Source organism: Oceanithermus profundus DSM 14977, from assembly GCF_000183745.1.
GTDB lineage: Bacteria > Deinococcota > Deinococci > Deinococcales > Marinithermaceae > Oceanithermus > Oceanithermus profundus.
Genome location: NC_014761.1, coordinates 134,092 through 154,641, shown reverse-complemented (window position 1 = coordinate 154,641; position 20,550 = coordinate 134,092). Strand labels below are relative to the sequence as shown.

Annotated in this window: 23 protein-coding genes; 15 read left to right on the top strand and 8 right to left on the bottom strand. The window is 72.6% G+C overall.

The window, feature by feature from the left end; genetic code table 11:
• The first annotated feature begins 55 nt into the window (after window positions 1–55).
• From OCEPR_RS00760 to OCEPR_RS00740, 5 genes are read left to right on the top strand one after another with little or no spacing between them, the layout of a single operon-like run.
• On the top strand, window positions 56–682 hold the full coding sequence (locus OCEPR_RS00760; protein ID WP_013456793.1) for a MerR family transcriptional regulator: 627 nt from the start codon (window positions 56–58) through the stop codon (window positions 680–682).
• Between the two features lie 56 nt (window positions 683–738).
• Entirely contained in the window at window positions 739–1,089 is a 351-nt protein-coding gene (locus OCEPR_RS00755; protein ID WP_013456792.1) for a nucleoside triphosphate pyrophosphohydrolase family protein, read from the top strand.
• An 8-nt stretch (window positions 1,090–1,097) separates the two neighbouring features.
• Window positions 1,098–2,804 (top strand): amidase, encoded by a 1,707-nt coding sequence (locus OCEPR_RS00750; RefSeq protein ID WP_013456791.1) that lies wholly within the window; start codon window positions 1,098–1,100, stop codon window positions 2,802–2,804.
• A gap of 55 nt (window positions 2,805–2,859) precedes the next feature.
• A complete protein-coding gene (locus OCEPR_RS00745; RefSeq protein WP_013456790.1) occupies window positions 2,860–4,089 on the top strand; it encodes a glycosyltransferase in 1,230 nt (409 codons plus the stop codon).
• Between the two features lie 18 nt (window positions 4,090–4,107).
• Window positions 4,108–5,232 (top strand): cellulase family glycosylhydrolase, encoded by a 1,125-nt coding sequence (locus tag OCEPR_RS00740; RefSeq protein WP_041553856.1) that lies wholly within the window; start codon window positions 4,108–4,110, stop codon window positions 5,230–5,232.
• Window positions 5,233–6,126: 894 nt separating this feature from the next.
• Here OCEPR_RS00740 and OCEPR_RS00735 read toward each other — a convergent pair.
• Genes OCEPR_RS00735 through OCEPR_RS00725 form a run of 3 tightly spaced genes read right to left on the bottom strand, consistent with a single transcriptional unit; the run spans window position 6,127 to window position 9,982 of the window.
• Window positions 6,127–6,996 (bottom strand): class I SAM-dependent methyltransferase, encoded by an 870-nt coding sequence (locus OCEPR_RS00735; protein WP_013456788.1) that lies wholly within the window; start codon window positions 6,994–6,996, stop codon window positions 6,127–6,129.
• 26 nt (window positions 6,997–7,022) lie between these two features.
• Window positions 7,023–8,162 (bottom strand): M48 family metalloprotease, encoded by a 1,140-nt coding sequence (locus tag OCEPR_RS00730; RefSeq protein WP_013456787.1) that lies wholly within the window; start codon window positions 8,160–8,162, stop codon window positions 7,023–7,025.
• Window positions 8,163–8,170: 8 nt separating this feature from the next.
• Complete coding sequence (locus OCEPR_RS00725; protein WP_013456786.1) at window positions 8,171–9,982, bottom strand: S9 family peptidase; 1,812 nt, start codon at window positions 9,980–9,982, stop codon at window positions 8,171–8,173.
• A gap of 66 nt (window positions 9,983–10,048) precedes the next feature.
• Between OCEPR_RS00725 and OCEPR_RS00720 the strand changes: the two genes are divergently transcribed.
• From OCEPR_RS00720 to OCEPR_RS00690, 7 genes are read left to right on the top strand one after another with little or no spacing between them, the layout of a single operon-like run.
• Window positions 10,049–10,426 (top strand): GntR family transcriptional regulator, encoded by a 378-nt coding sequence (locus OCEPR_RS00720; RefSeq protein ID WP_245544463.1) that lies wholly within the window; start codon window positions 10,049–10,051, stop codon window positions 10,424–10,426.
• A complete protein-coding gene (locus OCEPR_RS00715; protein WP_013456784.1) occupies window positions 10,416–11,096 on the top strand; it encodes an ABC transporter ATP-binding protein in 681 nt (226 codons plus the stop codon). The genes OCEPR_RS00720 and OCEPR_RS00715 overlap by 11 nt, the downstream gene beginning before the upstream one ends.
• On the top strand, window positions 11,093–11,869 hold the full coding sequence (locus OCEPR_RS00710; protein WP_013456783.1) for a hypothetical protein: 777 nt from the start codon (window positions 11,093–11,095) through the stop codon (window positions 11,867–11,869). The genes OCEPR_RS00715 and OCEPR_RS00710 overlap by 4 nt, the downstream gene beginning before the upstream one ends.
• Window positions 11,866–12,384, top strand: a complete 519-nt coding sequence (locus OCEPR_RS00705) for a hypothetical protein (RefSeq protein WP_013456782.1) — start codon at window positions 11,866–11,868, stop codon at window positions 12,382–12,384. The genes OCEPR_RS00710 and OCEPR_RS00705 overlap by 4 nt, the downstream gene beginning before the upstream one ends.
• 55 nt (window positions 12,385–12,439) lie before the next feature.
• A complete protein-coding gene (locus OCEPR_RS00700) occupies window positions 12,440–13,783 on the top strand; it encodes a hypothetical protein (RefSeq protein WP_013456781.1) in 1,344 nt (447 codons plus the stop codon).
• Window positions 13,780–14,640, top strand: coding sequence for an alpha/beta hydrolase (locus OCEPR_RS00695; protein WP_013456780.1), 861 nt, complete (start codon window positions 13,780–13,782; stop codon window positions 14,638–14,640). Before OCEPR_RS00700 ends, OCEPR_RS00695 begins: the two co-directional genes overlap by 4 nt.
• Window positions 14,637–14,846 carry a CDGSH iron-sulfur domain-containing protein gene (locus OCEPR_RS00690; protein ID WP_013456779.1) on the top strand — a complete coding sequence of 70 codons (210 nt, stop codon included), beginning with the start codon at window positions 14,637–14,639 and terminating at the stop codon, window positions 14,844–14,846. The genes OCEPR_RS00695 and OCEPR_RS00690 overlap by 4 nt, the downstream gene beginning before the upstream one ends.
• Here OCEPR_RS00690 and OCEPR_RS00685 read toward each other — a convergent pair.
• On the bottom strand, window positions 14,843–15,484 hold the full coding sequence (locus OCEPR_RS00685; RefSeq protein ID WP_013456778.1) for a GNAT family N-acetyltransferase: 642 nt from the start codon (window positions 15,482–15,484) through the stop codon (window positions 14,843–14,845). The genes OCEPR_RS00690 and OCEPR_RS00685 overlap by 4 nt on opposite strands.
• Before the next feature lie 27 nt (window positions 15,485–15,511).
• Here OCEPR_RS00685 and OCEPR_RS00680 point away from each other — a divergent pair, with 27 nt between their 5' ends.
• A complete protein-coding gene (locus OCEPR_RS00680) occupies window positions 15,512–16,567 on the top strand; it encodes a PIG-L deacetylase family protein (RefSeq protein ID WP_013456777.1) in 1,056 nt (351 codons plus the stop codon).
• Here OCEPR_RS00680 and OCEPR_RS00675 read toward each other — a convergent pair.
• A complete protein-coding gene (locus tag OCEPR_RS00675; RefSeq protein WP_013456776.1) occupies window positions 16,564–16,920 on the bottom strand; it encodes a hypothetical protein in 357 nt (118 codons plus the stop codon). The genes OCEPR_RS00680 and OCEPR_RS00675 overlap by 4 nt on opposite strands.
• A gap of 91 nt (window positions 16,921–17,011) precedes the next feature.
• Between OCEPR_RS00675 and OCEPR_RS12710 the strand changes: the two genes are divergently transcribed.
• Both OCEPR_RS12710 and OCEPR_RS00665 read left to right on the top strand, forming a co-directional pair.
• On the top strand, window positions 17,012–17,545 hold the full coding sequence (locus OCEPR_RS12710) for a putative pterin-binding protein (protein WP_013456775.1): 534 nt from the start codon (window positions 17,012–17,014) through the stop codon (window positions 17,543–17,545).
• Window positions 17,512–18,768, top strand: a complete 1,257-nt coding sequence (locus OCEPR_RS00665; protein WP_148229243.1) for a sensor histidine kinase — start codon at window positions 17,512–17,514, stop codon at window positions 18,766–18,768. Before OCEPR_RS12710 ends, OCEPR_RS00665 begins: the two co-directional genes overlap by 34 nt.
• Here OCEPR_RS00665 and OCEPR_RS00660 read toward each other — a convergent pair.
• The 3 genes from OCEPR_RS00660 to OCEPR_RS00650 are packed head-to-tail and all read right to left on the bottom strand — an operon-like array spanning window position 18,758 to window position 20,517.
• Window positions 18,758–19,132, bottom strand: coding sequence for a response regulator transcription factor (locus OCEPR_RS00660; RefSeq protein WP_013456773.1), 375 nt, complete (start codon window positions 19,130–19,132; stop codon window positions 18,758–18,760). The two genes, OCEPR_RS00665 and OCEPR_RS00660, sit on opposite strands and share 11 nt — an antisense overlap.
• Window positions 19,129–19,806: an HD-GYP domain-containing protein gene (locus OCEPR_RS12125; protein ID WP_049773452.1), complete on the bottom strand. Its 678-nt coding sequence runs from the start codon at window positions 19,804–19,806 to the stop codon at window positions 19,129–19,131. Before OCEPR_RS12125 ends, OCEPR_RS00660 begins: the two co-directional genes overlap by 4 nt.
• A 54-nt stretch (window positions 19,807–19,860) precedes the next feature.
• Complete coding sequence (locus tag OCEPR_RS00650; protein WP_013456771.1) at window positions 19,861–20,517, bottom strand: rhomboid family intramembrane serine protease; 657 nt, start codon at window positions 20,515–20,517, stop codon at window positions 19,861–19,863.
• Window positions 20,518–20,550: the final 33 nt, after the last annotated feature.

Below are 20,550 nucleotides of genomic sequence, written 5' to 3'. Positions count from 1 at the left end.
TCGGAGATGTAAAAACCAGGGGTCGTTTTTTACATAAACGCGCTAGACTGCACCCATGGCCCCGCTGCCCCAGCCCCGCCGCCTGGAGCCCTCGGACCCCGCCGCCCGCGCGCTCGCTAGCGAGAAGGCGCGGCGCGCGCTGGCCCCCTTCCTGAACCGCAGCCGCGGCCTGGCGGAGGCCGCCCGCGCCGCCGGGCTCAGCCGCCAGGCCCTGCGCTACTGGGTGCGCAAGTTCGAGCGGCTGGGGCTGCTCGAGCGCACGCACGGGGGCGCGCGGCCCCGCTGGCGCGCGGCCGCCCCCGCCTTCTTGCTGCCCTTCGCCGCCGACCCGGCCAGCGCCGGCCTGCGGGAGTGGCTCGAGCACCGCCTCGCCCCGGAGTACGAGGCCCTGCTCGACGCCGCCGCGCGCCGACTGGAAGAGCTGAAGCTCGACCACCTGCTTTTCTACGCCGAGGAAGGCGAACCCGTTACCCGCCCCGCCGACGCCCGGGGCCGGGTGGGCCGCGAAAGCGGGCTGCTCGATGGCTTTTCCGGCACGTTGGAGCTCTCGGATGCCGACGCCGCCCGGCTGCGCCTTGAACTCGCGGCGCTTTGGGCCCGCTACGCCAGAAATCAGGGCCGCGGCCGACGCCTGCGCGTCTACGCCTACTTGGTGGACGAACCCCCGGGCAGCGGCCGGTGAAGAGGGCCGGTCCGAACCCCCGCACGGGTCTGTGCTCCCGCGCCCTACAATGAGGTATGCCCCTCGACCCGACCGCACCCGACCTGGACACCTACCAGAAGAAGTCGCGCAAGACCTGGAGCCTGATCCACACCGACCACCCCATCACCTACCCCACCCTGGGCCTGGTCAACGAGGCCGGTGAGCTGGCCGGCAAGGTCAAGAAGATCTTCCGCGACAAGGGCGGGGTGATCGGCCCCGCCGACCGCGAGGCCCTCAAGTACGAGCTGGGCGACGTGCTGTGGTACCTGGCCCAGATCGCCACCGAGCTGGACCTGAGCCTGCGCGAGGTGGCCGAGGCCAACCTGGAGAAGCTCTTCGACCGGCTCGAGCGCGGCGCCATCCAGGGCGAGGGCGACCACCGCTAGGAGGCCCCATGAGCTACGACCTCAAAGACGTCAAGATGCCGGTGCTCACCGGCCGGGCGCTGCGCACCTTCGCCGCCGCCCTCGACGGCCGCGTCACCGGCCCGGCCCTGGTGAAGAAGCTGATGGCCGACGCCGGCGTGCCCCGGCTGGCCGAACTGAAGGATCTGCCCGCCCCGCTCTTCCTGCCGCTCGCGCCCGCGCCCGAACCGGCGCCCGCGGCCCGCGAGCCGAAACCGCGCCTCGCCTCGCGCCTGGTGGCCATCTTCCGCCGCGAACCGGCCCCCGAGCCCCCGCCCGAGCCGCCCGCCGGACCGGCTCCGTTTCATAGCGCGGCCGACTTCGTCGCCGCCTACAAGAGCGGCAAGACCACACCCGAGGAGGTGGCCGAGCGTTTCCTCGCCGCCTACGCCGAGCTCAACCCGCAGATCCACGCTTTCATCGCCGTGAACCCCGACGACGTGCGCGCCCAGGCCGCCGCCTCGGCGATGCGCTGGCGTCGCGGCGAGCCGCTGGGGCCGCTCGACGGCGTGCCCGTGGCCGTCAAGGACGAGCTCGACGTCGTCGGCTACCCCACCACCGTCGGCACCGCCTTCCTAAGGGACGTGGCCTCGGAAGACGCCACCGCGGTCGCCCGCCTGCGCGCCGCCGGGGCGGTGATCGTCGGCAAGGCCAACATGCACGAGCTGGGGGCCAACCCCACCGGCCACAACCCCCACCACGGCCACGCCAAGAACCCCTACGACCCGGCCCGCGACACCGGCGGCAGCTCCTCGGGCTCGGCCGCGGCCGTCGCCAGCGGCCTGGTGCCCCTGGCCCTGGGGGCCGACGCCGGCGGCTCCATCCGCGTGCCAGCGGCGCTCACCGGGGTCTATGGCCTCAAGGCCACCTTCGGCGGCGTCAGCGAGCACGGGGCCTACCCCGTCTGCTGGAGCGTGGCCCACGTGGGTCCGCTGGGCGCCAGCGCCTACGACGTGGCCCTGGCCCACCGCCTGATCGCCGGGCCCGATCCCAAAGACCCCCACACCGCCTCGGCCCCGGTGCCCGAAGCGCCCGACTGGAACCGCGAAGACCTCTCGGGCCTCAAGGTCGGCGTCTGGCCCGCCTGGTTCGACCACGCCGAGCCGGGCGTGGTCGAGGCGGCCCGCGCCGCGCTCGCGCGCATGGAGGAGGCGGGGGCCGAGATCGTCGAGTTCGAGCTGCCCGGCCTCGACGACGCCCGCGTCGCCCACGCGGTGACGGTGCTGGTGGAGATGGGGCGCAGCTTCCAGCGCACCCAGGAGCACTGGCGCGCGCTGGCCCCGGCCACCCGCATCAACCTGAAGATCGGCCAGAGCGCCGCCGGCGCCGACTACGTGGCCGCCCAGCAGGTGCGTGCGCGCATGGTGGCGGCGCTCGACGAGGTGCTCGGGCGGGTGGACCTGATCGCCACCCCCACCACCGCCGTTCCCGCGCCGCTCATCCCCAAGGCCGCCGAATCCGACGGGATAAGCGACCTGGGCACGGTCACCCAGCTGATGCGCTTCATCTTCCTGACCAACCTGACCGGCCACCCCTCGCTCTCGCTGCCGGCGGGGTACACCGTCGAAGGTCTGCCGGTTGGCCTGCAGCTCATCGGCCGCGCCTGGGGCGAGCGGACGCTAATGGAAGCGGCGGGAGTGCTCGAGCGCGCCGGCGAGCGCCGGCGGCCGCAGGTCTTCGTGGACCTGCTGGGCTGACCGCCGGGCCCTCACTCGGGCAACGGTGCGGCGCGTTCGCCGCGCGGAGGTGCGCATGCCCAAGGTCACCCTGGTCATCCCCAGCTACTGGTCGCGGCCGCGGCCCGAGGTCTGGCGTCCGGGGGACGCCGTTTACGACCATCCCACGCCGCTGGACGCGGAAGGCACGCTGCTCAGGACGCTCGAGAGCCTAAACGTGCTCGCGCGGCGGGACTTCGAGGTGGTCGTGCTCGCGGTCCCGACCGCCGCGGAGATCGCGCCAGCGGTGGAGGCGCGGGTGGGCGCGATCGTCCGCCGTGCGGCGGCGACCCTGGACCTGCCGCTGCACACCTTCGGCCCTTCGCACCTGGAGCGGCTGCGCCGCTTCCTCGAGGGTGCGGGAATGGGCCGGCTCAACGACCTGATCTCCCTGCGCGGCTACGCCAACGTGCGCAACCTCTGCGTCCTCGTCCCCCACCTGCGGGGCCGCGACGCGGCCGTGCTCATCGACGACGACGAGGTCTTCGAAGACCCCGCCTTCCTGGACAAGGCGCTCGAGGTCCTCGGCCGCCGTATCGACGGAACGCCCGTCTACGCCGTGGCCGGCTACTACCGGCAGCCGGACGGCGGCTTCCTCGTTCCCGAACCCACCGAGGCGTGGGCGCGGGCCTGGGGACAGATCGAACGGATGAACGCGGCCTTCGAGGCCTTCATCGGCCGCCCGCCGCGCTACAAGGTCACGCCCTTCGCCTTCGGCGGCAACCTGGTGCTCCACCGCGAGCTCTTCACCCGGGTGCCCTTCGACCCCGGGGTGCGGCGCGGGGAGGACATCGACTACGTGATCAACGCCCGCATCTTCGGCTTCAAGGTCTTCCTCGACCGCACCCTCGCCGTCCGGCACCTGCCCCCGCCCAAGACCCACCCGGCCTGGCGGCGCCTGCGCGAGGACGTGCTCCGCTTCGTCTACGAGCGGGAAAAGATTCGCGGCCAGACCGACCGGCCCGGTACCGTCCGGGTGCGCGCCGAGGACTTCGACCCCTACCCCGGGGCCTTCTTGAAGGACGACCTGGAGCTCAAGGCCGAGCGGGCCGCGCGGGCGCTCGCGGAGGCCTACCGGCGGGAGGGCGACCCCGAAGGCGCGCGCGAGGCGCTGCGCACGCTCGAGCTGATGCGTGCCGCCCTGGAGGACCCGGGCGACCCTTTCGACGACCTCGTGCGGCTCCAGCGGCGCTGGGCGGGGTTGATGGAAGCGCTCGCACACCCCGAGCTGCGCCGCGGACTTGCGCCCGTCCTCTCCTGGGCGTAGCCCTGTAGAATGGGTCCCATGAATCAAAAGGGGCGCTGGGGCCACCTCGTCCTTGTGGCGTTGGCCCTGCACGGTTGCGCGGTGGCGAAGGGGCCGGCCGGACCCGCCCTCCTCCTCGGCGTCCACGCCGCCGAGACCCGCACCGCCGCCGGGTACGCGGCCAAGCTGGACCGGGCCGCGGCGCTGGGGCTGGGGGCGGTGCGGGTTCCGGTGGACTGGGCGCAGCTGGAGCCCGACGAGGCCGGGGTCTTCGACCCCGCCTACCTGGAGGAGTTGAAGCGCCGCGTCGCGGACGCCCACGCGCGCGGGCTCGGAGTCGTGATCCTGTTCGCCCAAAGCCCCGCGTGGGCCAGCGGCCGCCCCGAAGACCCTGCCTACCCGCCCGCGCCCGAGCACCGCGCCGACTACGCCCGGGCGCTGGTGCGGCTGGCTGACGAGCTGCAAGCTGCCGGACCGGTGCGCGCCTGGGAGGTGTGGAACGAGCCGAACAGCACCGAGTTCTGGCCGGCCTACGCCGGCCGCGAACGCGCGGGCAGCTTCGTGCTGGTGCCGCTCGAGGCCGCGGCCGAATACGCCGCGCTCTTGCGCGAGGCCTACGCCGCCATGAAGCGGGCCCACCCCCAGGCGGTGGTGCTGGGCGGTTCGCTGGCCGCGGCCGACGTCGCCTACCTGGAGGCGTTGTGGCGGGCCTTCGGCGCGGACGTGCCCATGGACGCCCTGGCGCTGCACCCCTACACCCGCCCCGACGAGCGCAAAGGGCCCCACCGCGGCTATGCCCAGTACCCCGACCAGTGCAACGAGGAGATCGACGACCTCTCGCCGCCCTGGTGCTTCGAGCGGGGGCTCGAGCTGGTGCGCGACTTCTTGCGGTCCAAGGGCTTCGACCGGCCGCTGTGGCTCACCGAGTTCGGGGTCTCGAGCGCCGACGCCTGGGGCGACGCGGGCAGCGAGGCGGAGCAGGCCAAACACCTGGAGATCGCGCTGAGCATTCTGGACCGCCGCGCCGGGCCGGACGATCTCAACGTCGCCGCCGCGATCTGGTACCGCCTCGACGACGAAGGCGAAGACCTCTTCGGCCTCTACCGCGAAGACGGCACCCTCAAACCCGCGGGCGAGCGGCTGCGCGAGCGCGCGGGGCCCTAGCGGGCGCGGGTCCGTTCGTCGCATCGGGTGCGCGGCACGTCGTCTTTGCGTAGGGGGCGGACCCGTGTCTCCGTCGAATCGGTGCATGGTTTATGGGGCGTTGTAGGGGTGGGCCTGTATGCCCGCCCAACCTGTACGTGGTTCGTGGTGCGTAGTTCGTGGTAACTGCATTGCCTGCAGCTCGTGGCTTATGGTTGGGCAGTCAGCGGCAAAGAAATCTCGGTTGTTTATGCAGCATGGACCCCGGATCTCCCTCTGGCTTCAAGCCCCGGTCGTCCGGGGATACGTTTTTTGGTTATGCGAAAGATAAAAAAGTGGTTCGTGTCCCCGGCCAAGCGGGCCACTTTGACCCGTGCGAGCCGGGGCCTGTCCTGAACTAGACTCAGGGTCCATGCCGCGCCATTTCGCCACGGTTCGGGTGACGCGAAAATAGTCTCCCTCCCCCGGGGGAGGGCCGGGGTGGGGGTTGTTGACGGTGCAAAAGCCCGAAAGTCAGCCGCCGATACACGGCCAGCCCACACCCAACTTCCCACACCCCCGGCTAAACCCCCTCCGGCTGCTTCGCAACCCCCGCCCCAAGGGGAGGGCTTAACACCGGCTGTTTGGTTTCCGACGAATCGCCCACTGTGCTTCAGGCTCGGGCTCCAGCGCACAGGCTTGCAGCCTGCTTGGCTGGAATGACGAAAGGGGAGTTTATTCTCCATCCGACCCGCTGTTTTTCAGGCAATGAATTCGTCATGCGAAAAAGGCTTGTTTCTTCTTTGAGAAGGCCTTGTTTTTTCGACGAATTTAGGTTGCCCCCGTTGCCACGACAAGATTCGTCACCCCAGCGAAAGCTGGGGTCCAGACCGGGTCCCCAATCCGTGACCCGTTTTGCTCTACGCCGGCTTCCCCTCACTTGAGGGAGGTGGGGGTGGACTTTGGCGGATGGCTGTGGCTGTTTTTACGCCCAATGTAGAGCAGGTGGTCGCTGGCGCCCAGGAGCGCCGGGTCCCGGCCCAGGCGGTAGTTCAGGTCCACCCACCGCGCCCAAGCCTCGCCGGTGAGGGCGTTGACCTTTTCCTCGTGCCCGGCCACCACCCCCTCGCAGCCGACCAACCCCAGCGTGGCGAACCCCTGCGCCTCCATGAAGGGCGCGATCTCGTCCGGGTGCGCGAAGTAGGCCGCGGTGAAGCCCTCCCCGGAGTCGTGCACCCCCGTGCGCCAGAGGCGCTCGACGTAGTCCCGTTGCTCGAGCAGCCCTCCGGGCTCGCGCGCCGCCAGGTCGCGCAGAGGGGCGAAGCGGGTGATGAAGGCGGCGAAGATCACGCCGCCCGGCCGCAAGCGCCGCCGCGCCTCCAGGACCGCGCGCCGGCGCGCCGTTTCCGTGAGCAGGTGGTAGAGCGGGCCCATCAAGAGGACCGCGTCGTAGGCGGCGTCGGGAAGGCGGCTGAGGTCAAGGGCGTTGGCCTGGACCACGCCTTCGAGCCCCACGCCGGCCTCTTCCGCCTTGCGGCGGGCCAGCTCCAGATTGGCCGCGGCCAGGTCCACCAGCGTAACCCGGTGGCCCCGGCGGCTCAGCTCGATGGCGTAGCGTCCGGGCCCGCCGCCCACGTCGAGCACCGCGGCCGGGGGTGGGGGCAGGTGGTCCTCAAGCGCCCGCAAGGTCACCGCGAACTCGGTGCGGTGGCGCTCCAGGCGCGCCCACTCGGCCTCAGCGTTCGCGTCGTAGAAGGCCTGGACCGAGCGCGTCTCGAAGGCGTCGTTCTCCGGCTCGTGCGCCATAGCGCCCCCAGCTTACGCCGCGGCGGCTACCCCGAACGCACCGCCCGGCGCGCCGCTTCCAGCCGCCGCGCGATCGAGGGGTGGTCGTGCAGCCAGAACTCCACCCACTCCGGCGGCTCGGGGTCGGCCAGGTTCTGCCGGGCCAGGGTGACGAAGGTGCGCTCAAAGGCCTCCAGGTTGGGCACCAGCTCGAGGGCGTAGCGGTCGGCCGCGAACTCGCGCGAACGCATGAAGGCGTTCATCGCCACCTGCGCCACCAGCATCCAAAGGTTCAGCACCAGCAGGAGCAGCGGCAGCGTCGCCGGGTCGCCGGCCCCGGCGAGCCCCCAGCGGCCGGCCGTCCAGGCGAGCGCCGCGTGCGCCAGCGCGATGCCGACCACGAAGAGCAGGCCGTAAAGGCCCAGCATCCAGGGCCAGTCCTTGTGGGCGCGGTGGCCCAGCTCGTGGGCGACCACCACCTCGAGCCCCTCGGGCCCGATCTCCTCGAGCAGGGTGTCGAAGACCATCACCTCGAGCCGGCCCCCCTTGGGCACGAGCGCGGCGTTGCCGCGCGCGGTCTTCTCCCCCGCCCGCAGCACGCTCACGCCCCCGTAGGCGAAACCCGCCTTCTCGAAGACGCGCGCCAGGCGGGCGGAGAGCTCCTCGTCCTCGAGGGGCTCGGCTTTGAACTGGGCCCGGACCATCAGCGGCTGCGCCAGGTAGAGGCCCAGCACCAACAGCACCACCACCCCCGCCAGCGCCGGCAGCCAGGCCGTGGGCCAGGCGCGGAAGACCAGGTAGACGCCCCAGAAGAAGAGGCCGAAGAGCACGGTGGAGAGAAGGCCTTGCTTGAGGTAGTCGAGCAGCCAGCCGGAAAGCGTCTGACGGTTCGTTCCCAGCAGCTGCTCCACCCGGTAGCCGAAGTACCACGCCAGCGGCAGGGTGAAGACGCTTTGCAGCGCCATCAGCGCCAGCACCACCAGCAGCGCCCCGAAAGCGCCCCCGCCCCCCAGGGCGTCGCGCAGTGCCGCGGCCCAGCCGGTGGGCAGCATGACGAGCGCGAAGAGCGCCACGCCGGCGACCTGGGCCAGCAGGCCCCAGACGCGCACCTTCTGCTGCCAGCGGGCCTTGCGCAGCCCCTCCTCGCCCAACGCCTCGTAGATCCGTGCGAGCACCGTCTCCGCCACGTCGCCTCCTAAGGGTTCAGGTGCCGGGTCAGGAAGGCCTCGGCCCTGCGGAAGAAGTCGAGCCGGTTCTCCGCCTTCAGGAAGCCGTGGCCCTCGTCGGGGTACTCCACGTACTCCACCGGCTTGCCCTTTTCCCTCAGCGCCTCGACGATCTGCAGGCTCTCGGCGCGCTTGACCCGGGGGTCGTTGGCGCCCTGGCCGATGAGCAGGGGCGCGCGGATCCGATCGGCGTGGAAGAGGGGCGAGACCTCGCGCAGGAGGTCGGCGTCGTGCTCGGGATGGCCCATGCGGGTGTAGAAGAGCGCGATCATCGGCTTCCAGTAGGGCGGCACGGTCTCGAGCAGGGTAAACAGGTTCGAAGGCCCCACGATGTCGACGCCCGCGGCGTAGAGTTCGGGGGTGAAGGCCAGCCCCGCCAGGGTGGCGTAGCCGCCGTAGGAACCGCCCATGATGGCCACCCGCCGGGGATCGGCGATCCCCTGTTCCACCAGCCAGCGCACGGCGTCGCTCAGGTCGTCCTGCATGGCCCGGCCCCACTGCTTGTTCCCGGCGTTGAGCAAGGCCTTGCCGTAGCCGGTGGAGCCGCGGAAGTTGGGCTGGAGCACGGCGAATCCGCGGTTGGCGAGCCACTGGGCCCAGGGGTCGAAGCCCCAGGTGTCGCGGTGCCAGGGTCCGCCGTGGGGCAGGATGACCGCGGGCAGGTTGCGCGGTTCGCGGCCCGGCGGCAGCGTCAGGTAGCCCTCGATCTCGAGGCCGTCCTTGGCGCGGTAGCGGACCGTTCGCCTCGGGGCCAGGGTGTAGGCGGCGAGCGCCGGGAGCACGTCGCCCAGGAGCTCGAGTTCGCGGGTTTCGCGGTCGTAGATCCAGTAGCGGGGGCTGCGGTGATCCAGCTCCTCGCGTACCGCCCAGACGCGGTTCGCCAGGTCGCGGTTGGCGATGTAGACGTCGCCTTCCAGCTCCGCGAGCCGCGCGAAGTCGGGCTCGAGCGCCGGATCGAGGACGATCCAGCCGAGCCGGTCGCGCATCACCGCCACCGCCTCGGGGCGTTCGGCGCGGGGGTGGAAGAGCAGGCCCTCGTTGTCGGGCAGGTCGTACCCCGGATCCTCGGCCAGCACCCGCTCCTCGCCGGTCGCGAGGTCCACGGCCAGCAGCGCCGCGGTCTCGCGGCCGACGGAGGAGGACATGTAGAGGGTGCGGCCCCGCACCTCGAGGGGCCAGGTGCTCAGACCGTCCTCGAAGCCCCAGCGCCGCAGCGGCCGCCAGGCGTCGCCCTCGCGCACGAAGAGCTCGCCTCCGCCGTCGTCGGTGGGGCGGAAGGCGGCGCGCACCCGCAGGCGCTCGTCGGCCAGGAAGCCCACGTAGCCGGGGTTTTCGAGGACGCGCACGCGCTCGCCCGTGCGGGCGTTCACCCGCCAGACGTCGTGCAACGCCGGGTCGCGGTCGTTGAGCAGCACCAGCAGCTCGTCGGGAAAGTCGGGGTGGGCCTTCAGGATGCGCGCCTGCACCCCTTCGCCCGGCGTGAGCAGCCGCGGCGCGCCGCCTTCGGGGTCCTGGGCGTAGAGGCGCCAGTTCTCGTCGCCGCCCTCGTCCTGCATGTAGACGAGGAGGCCGGAGGGCAGCCAGCCGTAAGCGACGATCCCGCGGCCGCGGTCGGCGGTGACGCGGCGGCGCGCGCCGGTCGCCAGGTCCTGCACCCACAGGTTCTTCACCCCCTCCCAGGGGGCGATGAAGGCGACGCTCCGGCCGTCGGGGGCGACCTGCACCTGACCCAGCTCGGGATCGCCGAAGAGGACTTCGAGGGGAATCTTCTTTACAGACATACCCCAGTTTAGCGCAGCCATCCGTAGGGGTTGCATGGTGTACTAGTGTTGTAGTACACTCGGGGCGTGGAGGTGAGGTACTTGTGGCACATCGAACCCGAGAAGGGACCGATCTACGCCCAGATCGCCGCGGAGGTGAAGCGCATGCTGGCCCGCGGTGAGCTCGCCCCCGGGGGCAAGCTGCCCTCGGCGCGGACGCTGGCCGAGGAGGCGCGGGTCAACCCCAACACCGTGGTGCACGCCTACGCCGAGCTCGAGCGCGAGGGCATCACCGAGACCCGCCGCGGCCTGGGCACCTTCGTGCGCGAGGACGTGGACGTCGAGGCGATCCGCCGGCGCGAGCTGGAGGCGGCGGCGCGCGCCTACCTGCGCACCGTACGGGCGCTGGGCATGGACCTGAACGCGGCCCGCGAGGTCCTGGAGGAGGTGGGCGATGCACCTTAGGCTCGATCGTGTGACCCGGCGCTTCGGCGGCACCGTCGCGGTCGACGAACTCTCGCTCGAGCTTCCGACCGGCGGCGTGGTGGGGCTGCTGGGCACCAACGGCGCGGGCAAGTCCACGACGCTCAAGCTGATGGCCGGGCTGCTCTACCCCGACGCCGGCGAGGTGCGGCTGGACGGCGCCCCGCCGCGGCGGGTGCGGGGCGAGATCGCCTTCCTGCCCGAACGGGGGCAGATGTACGAGTGGCTCGACCCCAAGGGCGCGGTGGGCCTGTTCGGGAGCCTCTACCCCGACTTCCGCCCCGCGCGTTTCCTCGAGCTGCTCGACCAGCTCGAGGTGCCGCGCCGCAGCCTGGCGCAGCTGTCCAAGGGGCAGCGGGCGCGCTTCCTGCTCGCGGCCACGCTGGCCCGCAAGGTGCGGCTCTACCTGCTCGACGAACCCCTGGGCGGGGTGGACCTGATCACCCGCGACCGCATCCTGGCGGCGCTGGTGAGCGAGTGGCGCGAAGACGCCACCTACGTGCTCTCCACCCACGAGGTGGCCGAGGCCGAGGGCATCTTCGACCGCGCCGTCTTCATGAAGGAGGGGCGGGTGGTCCTCAACGCCTCGGCCGAGGAGCTGCGCGAACGCGGTCAGAGCGTGGCCCAGGCCTTCCGGGAGGTGCTGGCGTGAACCTCTTCACCCTGGAACTGCGCAAACACCGGCTGCTGATCGCCGGCCTCGCCCTGCTCCTGCTCGTCTGGGTGGCCTGGCTCGCCCGCGGGGTGACCGGCGGCGACCCCCTGCTCACCCTGGGGCTGGCGCTGAGCTCGCTGCTGGCCATCGCCCCCTTCGGCGTGCTCGTGCCGATCGTGCTGGCGCGGGCTCTCGCCGGCGAGGCGGCCGGGCCCCTGGCCTTCCTGCTCGCCAGCCCCCGCAGCGGCCGGGCGCACGCAGCGGCGCGCTTCGGCGTCGGCTTCGCCGTCCTCGGCGTCTACTACGCCGTGCTCGTGGCCACGGTCCACTGGGTGGCCGCGGCGGCCGGGGTCCGCTACGAGGCCTGGCTGCCGCTCGCGGTCTGGGTCTACACGATCGCCGGCTGGGCGGCGCCGCTGCTGGCGCTGGGGCTGGTCTACGGCCTTTTGGTCAGCGCCTACCGCCCCGGCCGCGGCGGGCAGATCGTCGCCGTGGCCGCCAGCGCCGGAGTGCTGGCGGGGTGGTCGTGGCTGGGCCGCTTCGCCCTCGAGCGCTTGGGTTTCCTGCCCCAGCTGCCCCTGCCCCAGGTCGTCCTGCCGGAAAAGGTCGGCCGCTTCCTCGGCGTCGCCGGCGGCCCCCTGGACCTGAAGGCGGCGCTCGAGCCGCTGGTGCAGGGCGTCCCCACCGCGCCGGTCTGGGTGGGGCTCTTCGTGACCCTGGCGCTGCTCGCGGTGGCGGCGCGGCTTTGGGAGGAGGCGGAGTGGGCATGAGCTACGAACTCTACCTGTACCTGCCGATCGCGCTCTTCTACCTGGCGCTGCTGGCGCTGGCCCTCTGGGGGGCCTGGCTGGGCTGGACCCGCAGCAAAAGCCCCACCGCGCGCGGCTTCGTGGCGGCCATGTCGCTGCTCTGGGCGGGGTTCACGCTCACGGGTGCGGCCCAGACCTACCGCCAGATCCAGAGCGTCGGCCTCGAAGGGCTGATGACGGGCGAGCTCGAGGCCCCGCTCACCGGCGGCTACCGCAGCTGCGTCCTCTGCTACGAGGGGCCCGCGGGCCGGGTCTACGTGGTGGCCGCCTCGCGCATCGAGGGCGCGCGCTACCACCTGACGGGATCGGAGCCCGTCCGCTACAGCCTGCGCTTCAAGAGCGGCGAGGTCTTCGCGGACGGCCGCGCATTGGAGCCGGGCTGCCGCGCGGGCGAGGCGGCCCCCGGAACGAACTTCGTCGTCCGCCGGGCGACCGGGTTCCGGCTCGAGGTCGGCGACGCCGCCGGCTGCGACTGAGCCCGCCGCCCCGGCTGCCCCCTCCGGCGCGCCGGAGGGGGTTTAGCATGGGGGTATGCTCCAGGTGGACTTTTCGAACCTCGACGCCTCCCGTATCGGCCCCGACCAGGGGGTGGAGTGGTCCCGCGAACTCGAGGCGGCCGCGCCGCGGCTCGAAGCCGCGCGCGACGCGCTCTGGGAGCGGGCCGGCGACCCCGCGGCGATGCTCGGCTGGGTGCACCTCCCCGAGGCCACCGACGTGCTGCGCAGCGTGCAGCGCTTCGCGCTGGCGCAGGAGGGGGTGCGCGACGTGCTGGTGCTGGGCATCGGCGGCTCGGCCCTGGGGGCCAAGGCCCTGGACGCCGCGCTGGGCGGCTCGGGGGCGCGCCTCCACTTCGTCGACAACGTCGAGCCCGAACCGGTGGCGGCGCTGCTCGACCGCCTGGACCCGGCCGCCACCCTGGTCAACGTGATCAGCAAGTCGGGAACCACCGCCGAAACCATGGCGGCCTTCCTGATCGCGCTGGACTGGCTGCGCCGGGCGCTGGGCCCGCGCTGGAAGGACCGGGTCGTCGTCACCACCGACCCCGAGCGCGGGGTGCTGCGCCCCTACGCCGAGCGCCACGGCCTGGTCGCCTTCGAGATCCCGCCCGACGTGGGCGGCCGCTTCAGCGTCTTCAGCCCCGTGGGGCTCCTCCCCCTGGCACTCGCCGGGGTGGACGTCGCCGGCCTGCTCGCGGGCGCGCGCATGGCGGGCGCGCTCGCGCGCGCCGACGCCGCCGGCAACCTGCCCGCGCAGACGGCGCTCGCTCAGTACCTGGCCTGGCGCAAGGGCCAGCGCATCAGCGTGCTCATGCCCTACTCGACGCGGCTCGCGCTCCTGCCCGCGTGGTTCGTGCAGCTCCACGCCGAGAGCCTGGGCAAGGCCTACGACCGCTCCGGGAGCCGCGTCCACGTGGGCCCCACCCCGCTGGCCGCGGTGGGCGCCACCGACCAGCACGCCCAGGTGCAGCTCTTCCGCGAGGGGCCCTTCGACAAGCTCGTCGTCTTCGTGCGCCACCAGCAAGCCGACCGCGACCTGACCCTGCCGGCCGAGGAGGGCCTGGAGGAGCTCGGCTACCTCTTCGGCAAGAGCCTCTTCCAGCTCCTGCGCGCCGAGGCCGCGGCCACCGCCCACGCGCTGGCCGAGGCGCGCCGCCCCAACTACACGATCGTCCTTGAGCAGATCGACGCCTACCACCTGGGCTGGCTGCTGCAGCACCTGATGTGGCAGACCGCCTTTTTGGGCGAACTCTTCGACGTCAACGCCTTCGACCAGCCGGGGGTGGAGCTGGGCAAGCGCTACACCTACGCCCTCTTGGGGCGGCCCGGTTACGAGGAGCTGGCCGCGGAGCTGGCGCGCGCGGGGGTGGAGCCGTGACCGAGGCGGGGCTGGCCGCCAGCGCCGCGGCGCTGGCGGCGGGCTATCTGGGCGCCTCGTTGCAGCTCGTTTGGCGGCAGAGCCGGCCGCGGCGCGAGGCCACCGGGCTCTCGCCCGCCCTTTACGGGCTGGACTTCGCCGAGGTCAGGGTAAAAAGCCGCGACGGCCTCGAGCTGGCGGCCTGGTGGGTGCCCGGCGGGCGCGAGCGCAAGGCGGCGCTCCTGGTCCACGGCCTCAACGCCAGCAAGGGCAGCCCTTACGTGTTGCCGGCGCTGCCCGTCTACGCCCAGCTGGGGTTCGGGGTGCTGCTCGTGGACCTGCGCGCCCACGGCGCCTCCCCGGGCGGGCGCACCACGCTGGGGGCGCTCGAGCTGCGCGACGTGCTGGGCGGGCTCGACTGGCTGGCCCAGCGCGGCTACCCCCGCGAGGCTGTGGTGCTGCACGGCTGGAGCATGGGGGCGTCCACGGTGCTGCGGGTGGCCGCGGGCGAGTCCGTGCGCGCGGTGGTGGCCGACTCGGGCTACGCGCGGCTGAGCCGCCTGCTGCGCCAGCGCATGGGCCCCTGGCTCTACCCCGGGGCGGCGCTGGCGAGCCGCTGGCTGCTGGGGGTGAACCCCGCCGCCGTGGCCCCGGAGGCGGCGGCGGCGCGCCTGCGCGCGGCGGGCACGCCCCTCTTCCTGCTGCACGGCAACGCCGACCGCACCGTGCCCTACGACCACGCCCTGCGGCTGCACGCGGCCTACCCCGAGGCCCGGCTGTGGACCCTCGAGGGCTTCCCCCACGTCTCCGCCTGGCGCCACCCCGAGTACGCCGCCCGCCTGCACGCGTTCCTTTCCGGTCTAGGAGGTCGCTGGTGAAACTGCGTTTTCGCGAAGACGGACCGATCGTGATCGACCTGCCCGAAGGCAGCCGCTTCGTCCTCGACGGGGTGGAGCACACCCTCGAACGGCCGAAGCTGGCGCTGTGCCGCTGCGGCGGCTCGGCGAAGAAACCCTTCTGCGACGGCACCCACAAGCGCACGGGCTTCCGCGCCCCGCCGGGGCGGCTCGAGGTCGAGGGCTAGCCGAGCTCCTTGACGAGGCGCAGGTGCTCGAGCACCCGCCCCGTGTAGGGCTTCCAGAACGGCGAGCGCCAGCGGGCGTAGACCCGGAAGCCGAACCGCTCGTAGAGCGCGAGCGCCGCCGTGTTGCGCTCGGTCGTGGCGAGCTGGACCCCCGGCACCCCGCGCGCCCGCAGGCAGTCGAGGAAGCGCGCCATCAGGGCCGAGCCCACGCCGCGGCCGCGCGCCTCGGGCAGCGCGTTGATGTGCAGCTCGGCGGGGTAGCGGCCGGCGGGAGCGCGCTCCCCGTGCTGCCGCAGCGACCGCCAGAGGTAGGGGAGGTCGCGCAGGAAGCTCGGGTAGCGCCCCCGCAGCAGCCCCCCCAGCAGCACCCGCACGAGCCGCGTCCGCGCCCAGCGGGGCAGCGCCCCGGGGTCGCAGGCGCCGATCACGTAGGCGACGATCCGGCCGTCCGCCTCGGCCACGAAGTTGCAGCAGCCCGCCTCGAGGTAGGGCCGCACGAAGACGTCGGCCCACAACGCCTCGTCGGGGAAGAAGCGCCCGATGGGCGCGCCCAGCAGCCCGGTCCGGTGCGAGACGCGGCCCACGGCCGCGAGGTCGGAGGGGGTGGCGGCTCGGATCCGCAGGGGCTCGGGGGGCATGAGATCGTCCTGCCTTAGTATAGGTCCGTGAACCCGACGCCCCGCTGGCTCTGGCTCGCCGCGCTCGTGGTCGTCTTCGTCGGCGTCAGCGAGGCGCTGCGGCTTTGGTGGCGGCTCGACCTGCTCGAGCGGCTGCTGGCGACGGCGCTGGCCCTCAGCGTCTGGGCCTTCATCAACGGCCGCTGGATCTTCGCCCACTACCACGCCCTGCGGGCCTCGCTGATCAGCCGGCGCCTGCCGCCGCTGGCGGGGCTGGCGGCGGACGACCGCCTCCTCGTCCTCGCGCCCCACCCCGACGACGAGGTGCTCGCCGCGGCCGGCCAGATCCTGCAGGCGCGGGAGGCCGGGGCGCGGGTGCGGGTGGTCTGGCTCACCGCCGGCGACGCCTTCGACCTGGCCTCGGGGCGGCCGGCGCCAAAGCCCGAGGCCATGCGGGCGCTGGCGCTCCGCCGCATGGAGGAGGCGCGCGCGGCCACGGCGCTGCTGGGGCTCGAGGAGGCGGACCGGGTCTTCCTGGGCTACCCCGACCAGGGGCTGCTGCGCCTCTTCCTCACCCACTACTACCTCCCCTACACCAGCCCCCACACCCGCCTCTCCGAGGTGGCCTACCCGGGCAGCCTGCGCCCGGGCGCCCGCTACACCGGCCGCGACCTCGAGACCGACCTGGAGACGGTGCTGCGCGGCTTCGCGCCCACCCGGGTGCTCGTGCCCAGCCCCCTGGACGCCCACCCCGACCACCAGGCGGCGGCGTACTTCGCGATGCGGGTCATGGGCAAGCTGGGCTGGGAGGAGCGGCTGCGCTACTACATCGTCCACGGCGGCTACGAGTACCCCCTGCCCAAAGGGCTGCACCCGCGGCTGCCGCTCTACCCGGCGCCCCGCGGGCGGCGGCTGCCCTGGCGCAAGCTCGAGCTCGACGACGCGGCGCTCGCGCGCAAGCTCGCGGCCACCCGCGCCCACGCCTCGCAGCTGCGGCTGATCGGGAACTTCATGCTCGCCTTCGTGCGCCGCACCGAACTGGCCAGCCCCCTGCCCATACCGGCGCGGGTCGTCCCCGAGGACCTGGGCCTCGAGGAGGTCTAGCGGGGCAGCAGCGGCTCCAGGTAGGCGAGCGCCGGGCGCCACTCGAACTCGTAGACGCTGCCCGAGGGGGTGGTGAACTCGAGCAGGTCGGGGCCGGGCACCCGCACCTTGCGCAGCGTGAGCAGCCCTTCGGGCTCGAGCAGCTCGACGGTGGCGGTGGTGTAGTTGGGGGCGTCGTTGGGCTTGTCCTCGAGCTCCTCGGGGTCCATCGTCGGGTAACCGGGGGCCTCGAGCCGCGCCAGCGCCTCGGCCAGCTCGATCGCGAGCAGGCGCAGGCGCTCCTCGGCGGTGCCGTCGGAGAGCACGAGCTCGATGGTTTCCCCCTTGCGCGCAGCGGAGAGTCCCTTGGGCATGGCCACCTCCTCATTGAATATTATACGCTCAACTTTTATTACTGTATACGTGCAACCTCAGGCCCCCGCGCACCCGATAGAATGCGTAACGATGCGCTACGGAACTCTGCTCCTGCTCCTCGCGCTGCTCCTCGGCGGCTGCAAGGGCGGCGCCAGCTACACCGTGGTGCGCACCGGCGGCTGGGACGGACCGCCGCCCGCGCCCCGGGGCGAGGTGCTGCTCACCCTCATCACCCCCGACGGCCGCAGCTACGACCTCGACCGCGCCGGACTCGAACGGCTGACCTGGGTGCGGCGCACCACCCGGCACCACCCCCACGAGACCGACCCCCCCTCCACCTTCGAGGGGGTGCTGCTGGAACAGATCATCCGCGAGCTGAACCTCGACACCGAGGGGCTGGTGGTGCGCTTCGTCGCCCTCGACGACTACCGCATCGACCGGCCCTGGGCGGAGCTGGCGCCGCTCGAGCCGATCCTCGCCCTGGTGCAGGACGGCCGCCCGCTGACCCTGGAGAACTACGGTCCGGTGCGGGTGATCTTCCCCTACGACCGGCTGAAGCCCGACCCCACCCGGTACAATGCCCTGTGGGTGTGGCAGGTCCGCGTCGTCGAATTCCACTACTGAGCCCCAGCCTGCTGGCGGCGGGCCTGATCGTCGCCTTGCTGCTGCTCGCCGCGCTGCTCTTTTACGAACAATCGCGGCTGGAGTCGGCGATCACGAACGCCCGCGCCGCCAACTCCGCCTACCAGTACTCCCAGCTCGAACGCGACCTGCTCAAGGCGGCGCTGATCTGCAGCCGCGGCGGCATCGACCCGGTGCGCGCCACCAACCTGGAACAGCGCGCCCGCCTGGCCGTCCACAGCTTCAGCTTCCCGCTCCTCGCCCCCGAGAGCCGGCGCACCCTGGAACGGCTGCTGGCGCGGCTGGAGGCCGAGTCGGCGCGCGCCTGGCCTTGCGAACGGCTCGAGGCCTGGGCCGACCGGGTGCACCCCATCGTCATCGAGGCCACCGAGGTCTCCAGCACGGTGCGCTCGAACCTGCTGGTGCAGCTGCGCGCCTACCGCCGCGACACCCTGTTCGGCTTCGTGATCGTCCTGCTCTTCGCGGCCGCCTACCTGTACTACCAGGCGCGCCAGGTGCTGGGCCAGCGCCGACGCATCGCCGACCTGGAGAGCGAAGGGGCCTTCAAGACCCGGCTCCTGGGCATGGTGGCCCACGAGCTGCGCACCCCCATCGCCACGATCGTGGGGTTCAGCGAACTGCTCGACGACCCGGGGGCCGACCACCGGCGCTACCTGAAGCGCATTCAGAACGCCGCCCGGCGCCTGGGCCAGACGCTGGCCACCTTCCTGGACCTCTACCGGCTGGAGTCGGGGCAGCGCCTCGAGCTCGAACGGCGGCCGGTGCGGCTGGGGGCGCTGATCGCGGAGGCCGCGGAGATGCTGCAGATCCAGTTCCCGGGCCGCTTCCGGCTCGAGCCCGAGGACGGCGAGGTCGTCGTCGTGGGCGACGAGGGCCGCCTCTTCTCGACGGCGCTCAACCTGCTCACCAACGCCGCCAAGTACGGCCCCGAGGGCGAGCCGGTGCGCATCCGCCTCGCCTGCAAGAACGGCACCGCGCGCGTCGAGGTCTACGACGGCGGCCCCCCGCTGGAACCCGAGGAGGCCGAGGCGATCTTCCAGCCCTGGACGCGCCTCGCCCGCCACCGCGGGCGCGAGGGGCACGGCCTGGGGCTGGCGGTGGCGCGCGAGGTCATCGCCCAGCACGGCGGGCGCATCGGCTGGGAGGCGCGCCCTCCGGGGCAGGTCTTCTGGTTCGAACTCCCCTGCGAAAACGCTAGTCCGTGAGCAGCTCCGCGCTCTGCAGGCGCTCGAGCAGCTCGAGCGGGCTGAAGGGTTTGCTGAGGTAGAGGTCGGCCCCCGCCTCGCGGGCGCGGCGGGCGTACTCCTCGCCCTCGAGCGCGGTCAGCACCACGACCAGCGTCTCCTCGTGCCCGGCCACCCGGCGGATGCGGCGGACGACCTCGAACCCGTCGGCGCGGCTGCCGAAGAGCATCACGTCGACGATCACCACCTGGGGGTCGTGCCGCTCCAGCAGCGCCTCGATGGCGTCGCCGCTGCGCTCGGCGTGCACCTCGAAGCCCGCGGGGGTCAGGGTGGCCTCGAGCAGCGCGACCATGTCGGGCTCGTCCTCGATGAGCAGCACCTTCACTCCTGCACCTCCTCGAGCCACAGGCGGTTGGCCCAGAGGGCTTCGAGCGGCATGGCCACGAAGGCCTCGACGAGCTCGGGGTCGAAGGCGCCGCCGGCCTGCTGCTCCAGCCAGGCGGTCGTGCCCGCGAGGGTGTAGGCGGGGTCGCGGCCGTAGCCGTGCATCCGGTAGTCGAAGCCGTTGGCCACCGCGATGATGCGGGCGCCCAGCGGGATCGCCGCGCCGGCCAGCCCGTCGGGGAAGCCGGCGCCGTCCCAGCGCTCGTGGTGGTGGCGCACCCAGGGGATCCAGCCGCGGAAGGCGGCCACGTGCTCGAGCAGCGAGGCCCCCAGCTGGGGGTGGGTGGCGAGCAGCTCGCGGCCCTCGTCGTCCTCGCCCACCCAGGAGGCGATCACCCGGTCGGGCAGCGCCAGCTTGCCCACGTCGTGGGCCCGGGCCGCCGCCCCCAGGGCCGCGGGCTCGAGCGGCCGGCCCAGGGCGTCGTTGAGGCGCAGCGCCCAGAAGGCCACGCGCCGCGCATGGCCGCGCGCCGCGGGGGCCTTGAGCTCGACCAGGGTCACCAGCACGGAAAGGAAGTCGTCCTGCGAGGCGCGGATCTCCCGGTAGGCCCGGGCCAGGTCCTGCGCGTACTCCATCAGCTGGCGTTGGTAGAGTCGTCCGGTCGCCACGTCCACCTCGTAAAGTTTAGACTAGCACCCGCCCCGCCCAAGCGAGGGTCATCCGGACGACTAACCGCGCCGCCAGGGGGGCGCGGCGGGCGCGAAGAGGCCGTAGCGCAGCGCCGCCCAGCCCCAAACGAAGCCCCCCAGGTGCGCCCAGAAGGCGACGTTCGACCCGCCCAGGAGGGCGTAGAAGAACTGCAGCAACGCCCAGTAGCCCAGGTAGAAGGCCGCGGGCAGGTAGAAGGTGAGGGGGAGGATGATCCAGACCAGCGTCAGGATCTGGGCGCGCGGAAAGAGGACGAAATACGCGCCCAGCACGGCCGAGATCGATCCGGAAGCCCCGATCATGGGGCTGGTGGACCCGGGGTCGAAGACCCCCTGGGCCAGGGCCGCCAGCGCGCCCCCCAGCAGGTAGAAGATCAGGAAGCGGAAGCGCCCCAGGCGGTCCTCCACGTTGTCCCCGAAGACCCAGAGGAACCAGAGGTTGCCGAGGATGTGGCTGAAACCGCCGTGCAGGAACTGGCTGGTGACGAGCCGGTACCCCTCGCCCAGGGGATCGGCCCAGAAAAGCCGGGGCACGAAGCCGTAGGTGTAGATCATCGCCTCGCGGGCGGCGGGGCTGGCCAGCAGTTCGACGAGGAAGACGGCCGCGTTCAACGCCACCAGCGCCTTGACCACGAGGGGCGGGCGCAGCGGGCGGTTGATGTCGGCCAGCGGGAACATACCCCGAGCTTACCCCGGGTGTAGGCTTAGGGG

What these genes read in the sequence shown, in the direction of transcription:
- OCEPR_RS00725 (WP_013456786.1), bottom strand. Translation starts at nt 9,982, where the DNA reads ATGTCTGTAAAGAAGATTCCCCTCGAAGTCCTCTTCGGCGATCCCGAG.
- OCEPR_RS00750 (WP_013456791.1), top strand. Translation starts at nt 1,098, where the DNA reads ATGAGCTACGACCTCAAAGACGTCAAGATGCCGGTGCTCACCGGCCGG.
- OCEPR_RS00745 (WP_013456790.1), top strand. Translation starts at nt 2,860, where the DNA reads ATGCCCAAGGTCACCCTGGTCATCCCCAGCTACTGGTCGCGGCCGCGG.
- OCEPR_RS00685 (WP_013456778.1), bottom strand. Translation starts at nt 15,484, where the DNA reads ATGCCCCCCGAGCCCCTGCGGATCCGAGCCGCCACCCCCTCCGACCTC.
- OCEPR_RS00740 (WP_041553856.1), top strand. Translation starts at nt 4,108, where the DNA reads ATGAATCAAAAGGGGCGCTGGGGCCACCTCGTCCTTGTGGCGTTGGCC.
- OCEPR_RS12710 (WP_013456775.1), top strand. Translation starts at nt 17,012, where the DNA reads ATGCGCTACGGAACTCTGCTCCTGCTCCTCGCGCTGCTCCTCGGCGGC.
- OCEPR_RS00760 (WP_013456793.1), top strand. Translation starts at nt 56, where the DNA reads ATGGCCCCGCTGCCCCAGCCCCGCCGCCTGGAGCCCTCGGACCCCGCC.
- OCEPR_RS00650 (WP_013456771.1), bottom strand. Translation starts at nt 20,517, where the DNA reads ATGTTCCCGCTGGCCGACATCAACCGCCCGCTGCGCCCGCCCCTCGTG.
- OCEPR_RS00755 (WP_013456792.1), top strand. Translation starts at nt 739, where the DNA reads ATGCCCCTCGACCCGACCGCACCCGACCTGGACACCTACCAGAAGAAG.
- OCEPR_RS00675 (WP_013456776.1), bottom strand. Translation starts at nt 16,920, where the DNA reads ATGCCCAAGGGACTCTCCGCTGCGCGCAAGGGGGAAACCATCGAGCTC.
- OCEPR_RS00700 (WP_013456781.1), top strand. Translation starts at nt 12,440, where the DNA reads ATGCTCCAGGTGGACTTTTCGAACCTCGACGCCTCCCGTATCGGCCCC.
- OCEPR_RS00705 (WP_013456782.1), top strand. Translation starts at nt 11,866, where the DNA reads ATGAGCTACGAACTCTACCTGTACCTGCCGATCGCGCTCTTCTACCTG.
- OCEPR_RS00735 (WP_013456788.1), bottom strand. Translation starts at nt 6,996, where the DNA reads ATGGCGCACGAGCCGGAGAACGACGCCTTCGAGACGCGCTCGGTCCAG.
- OCEPR_RS00715 (WP_013456784.1), top strand. Translation starts at nt 10,416, where the DNA reads ATGCACCTTAGGCTCGATCGTGTGACCCGGCGCTTCGGCGGCACCGTC.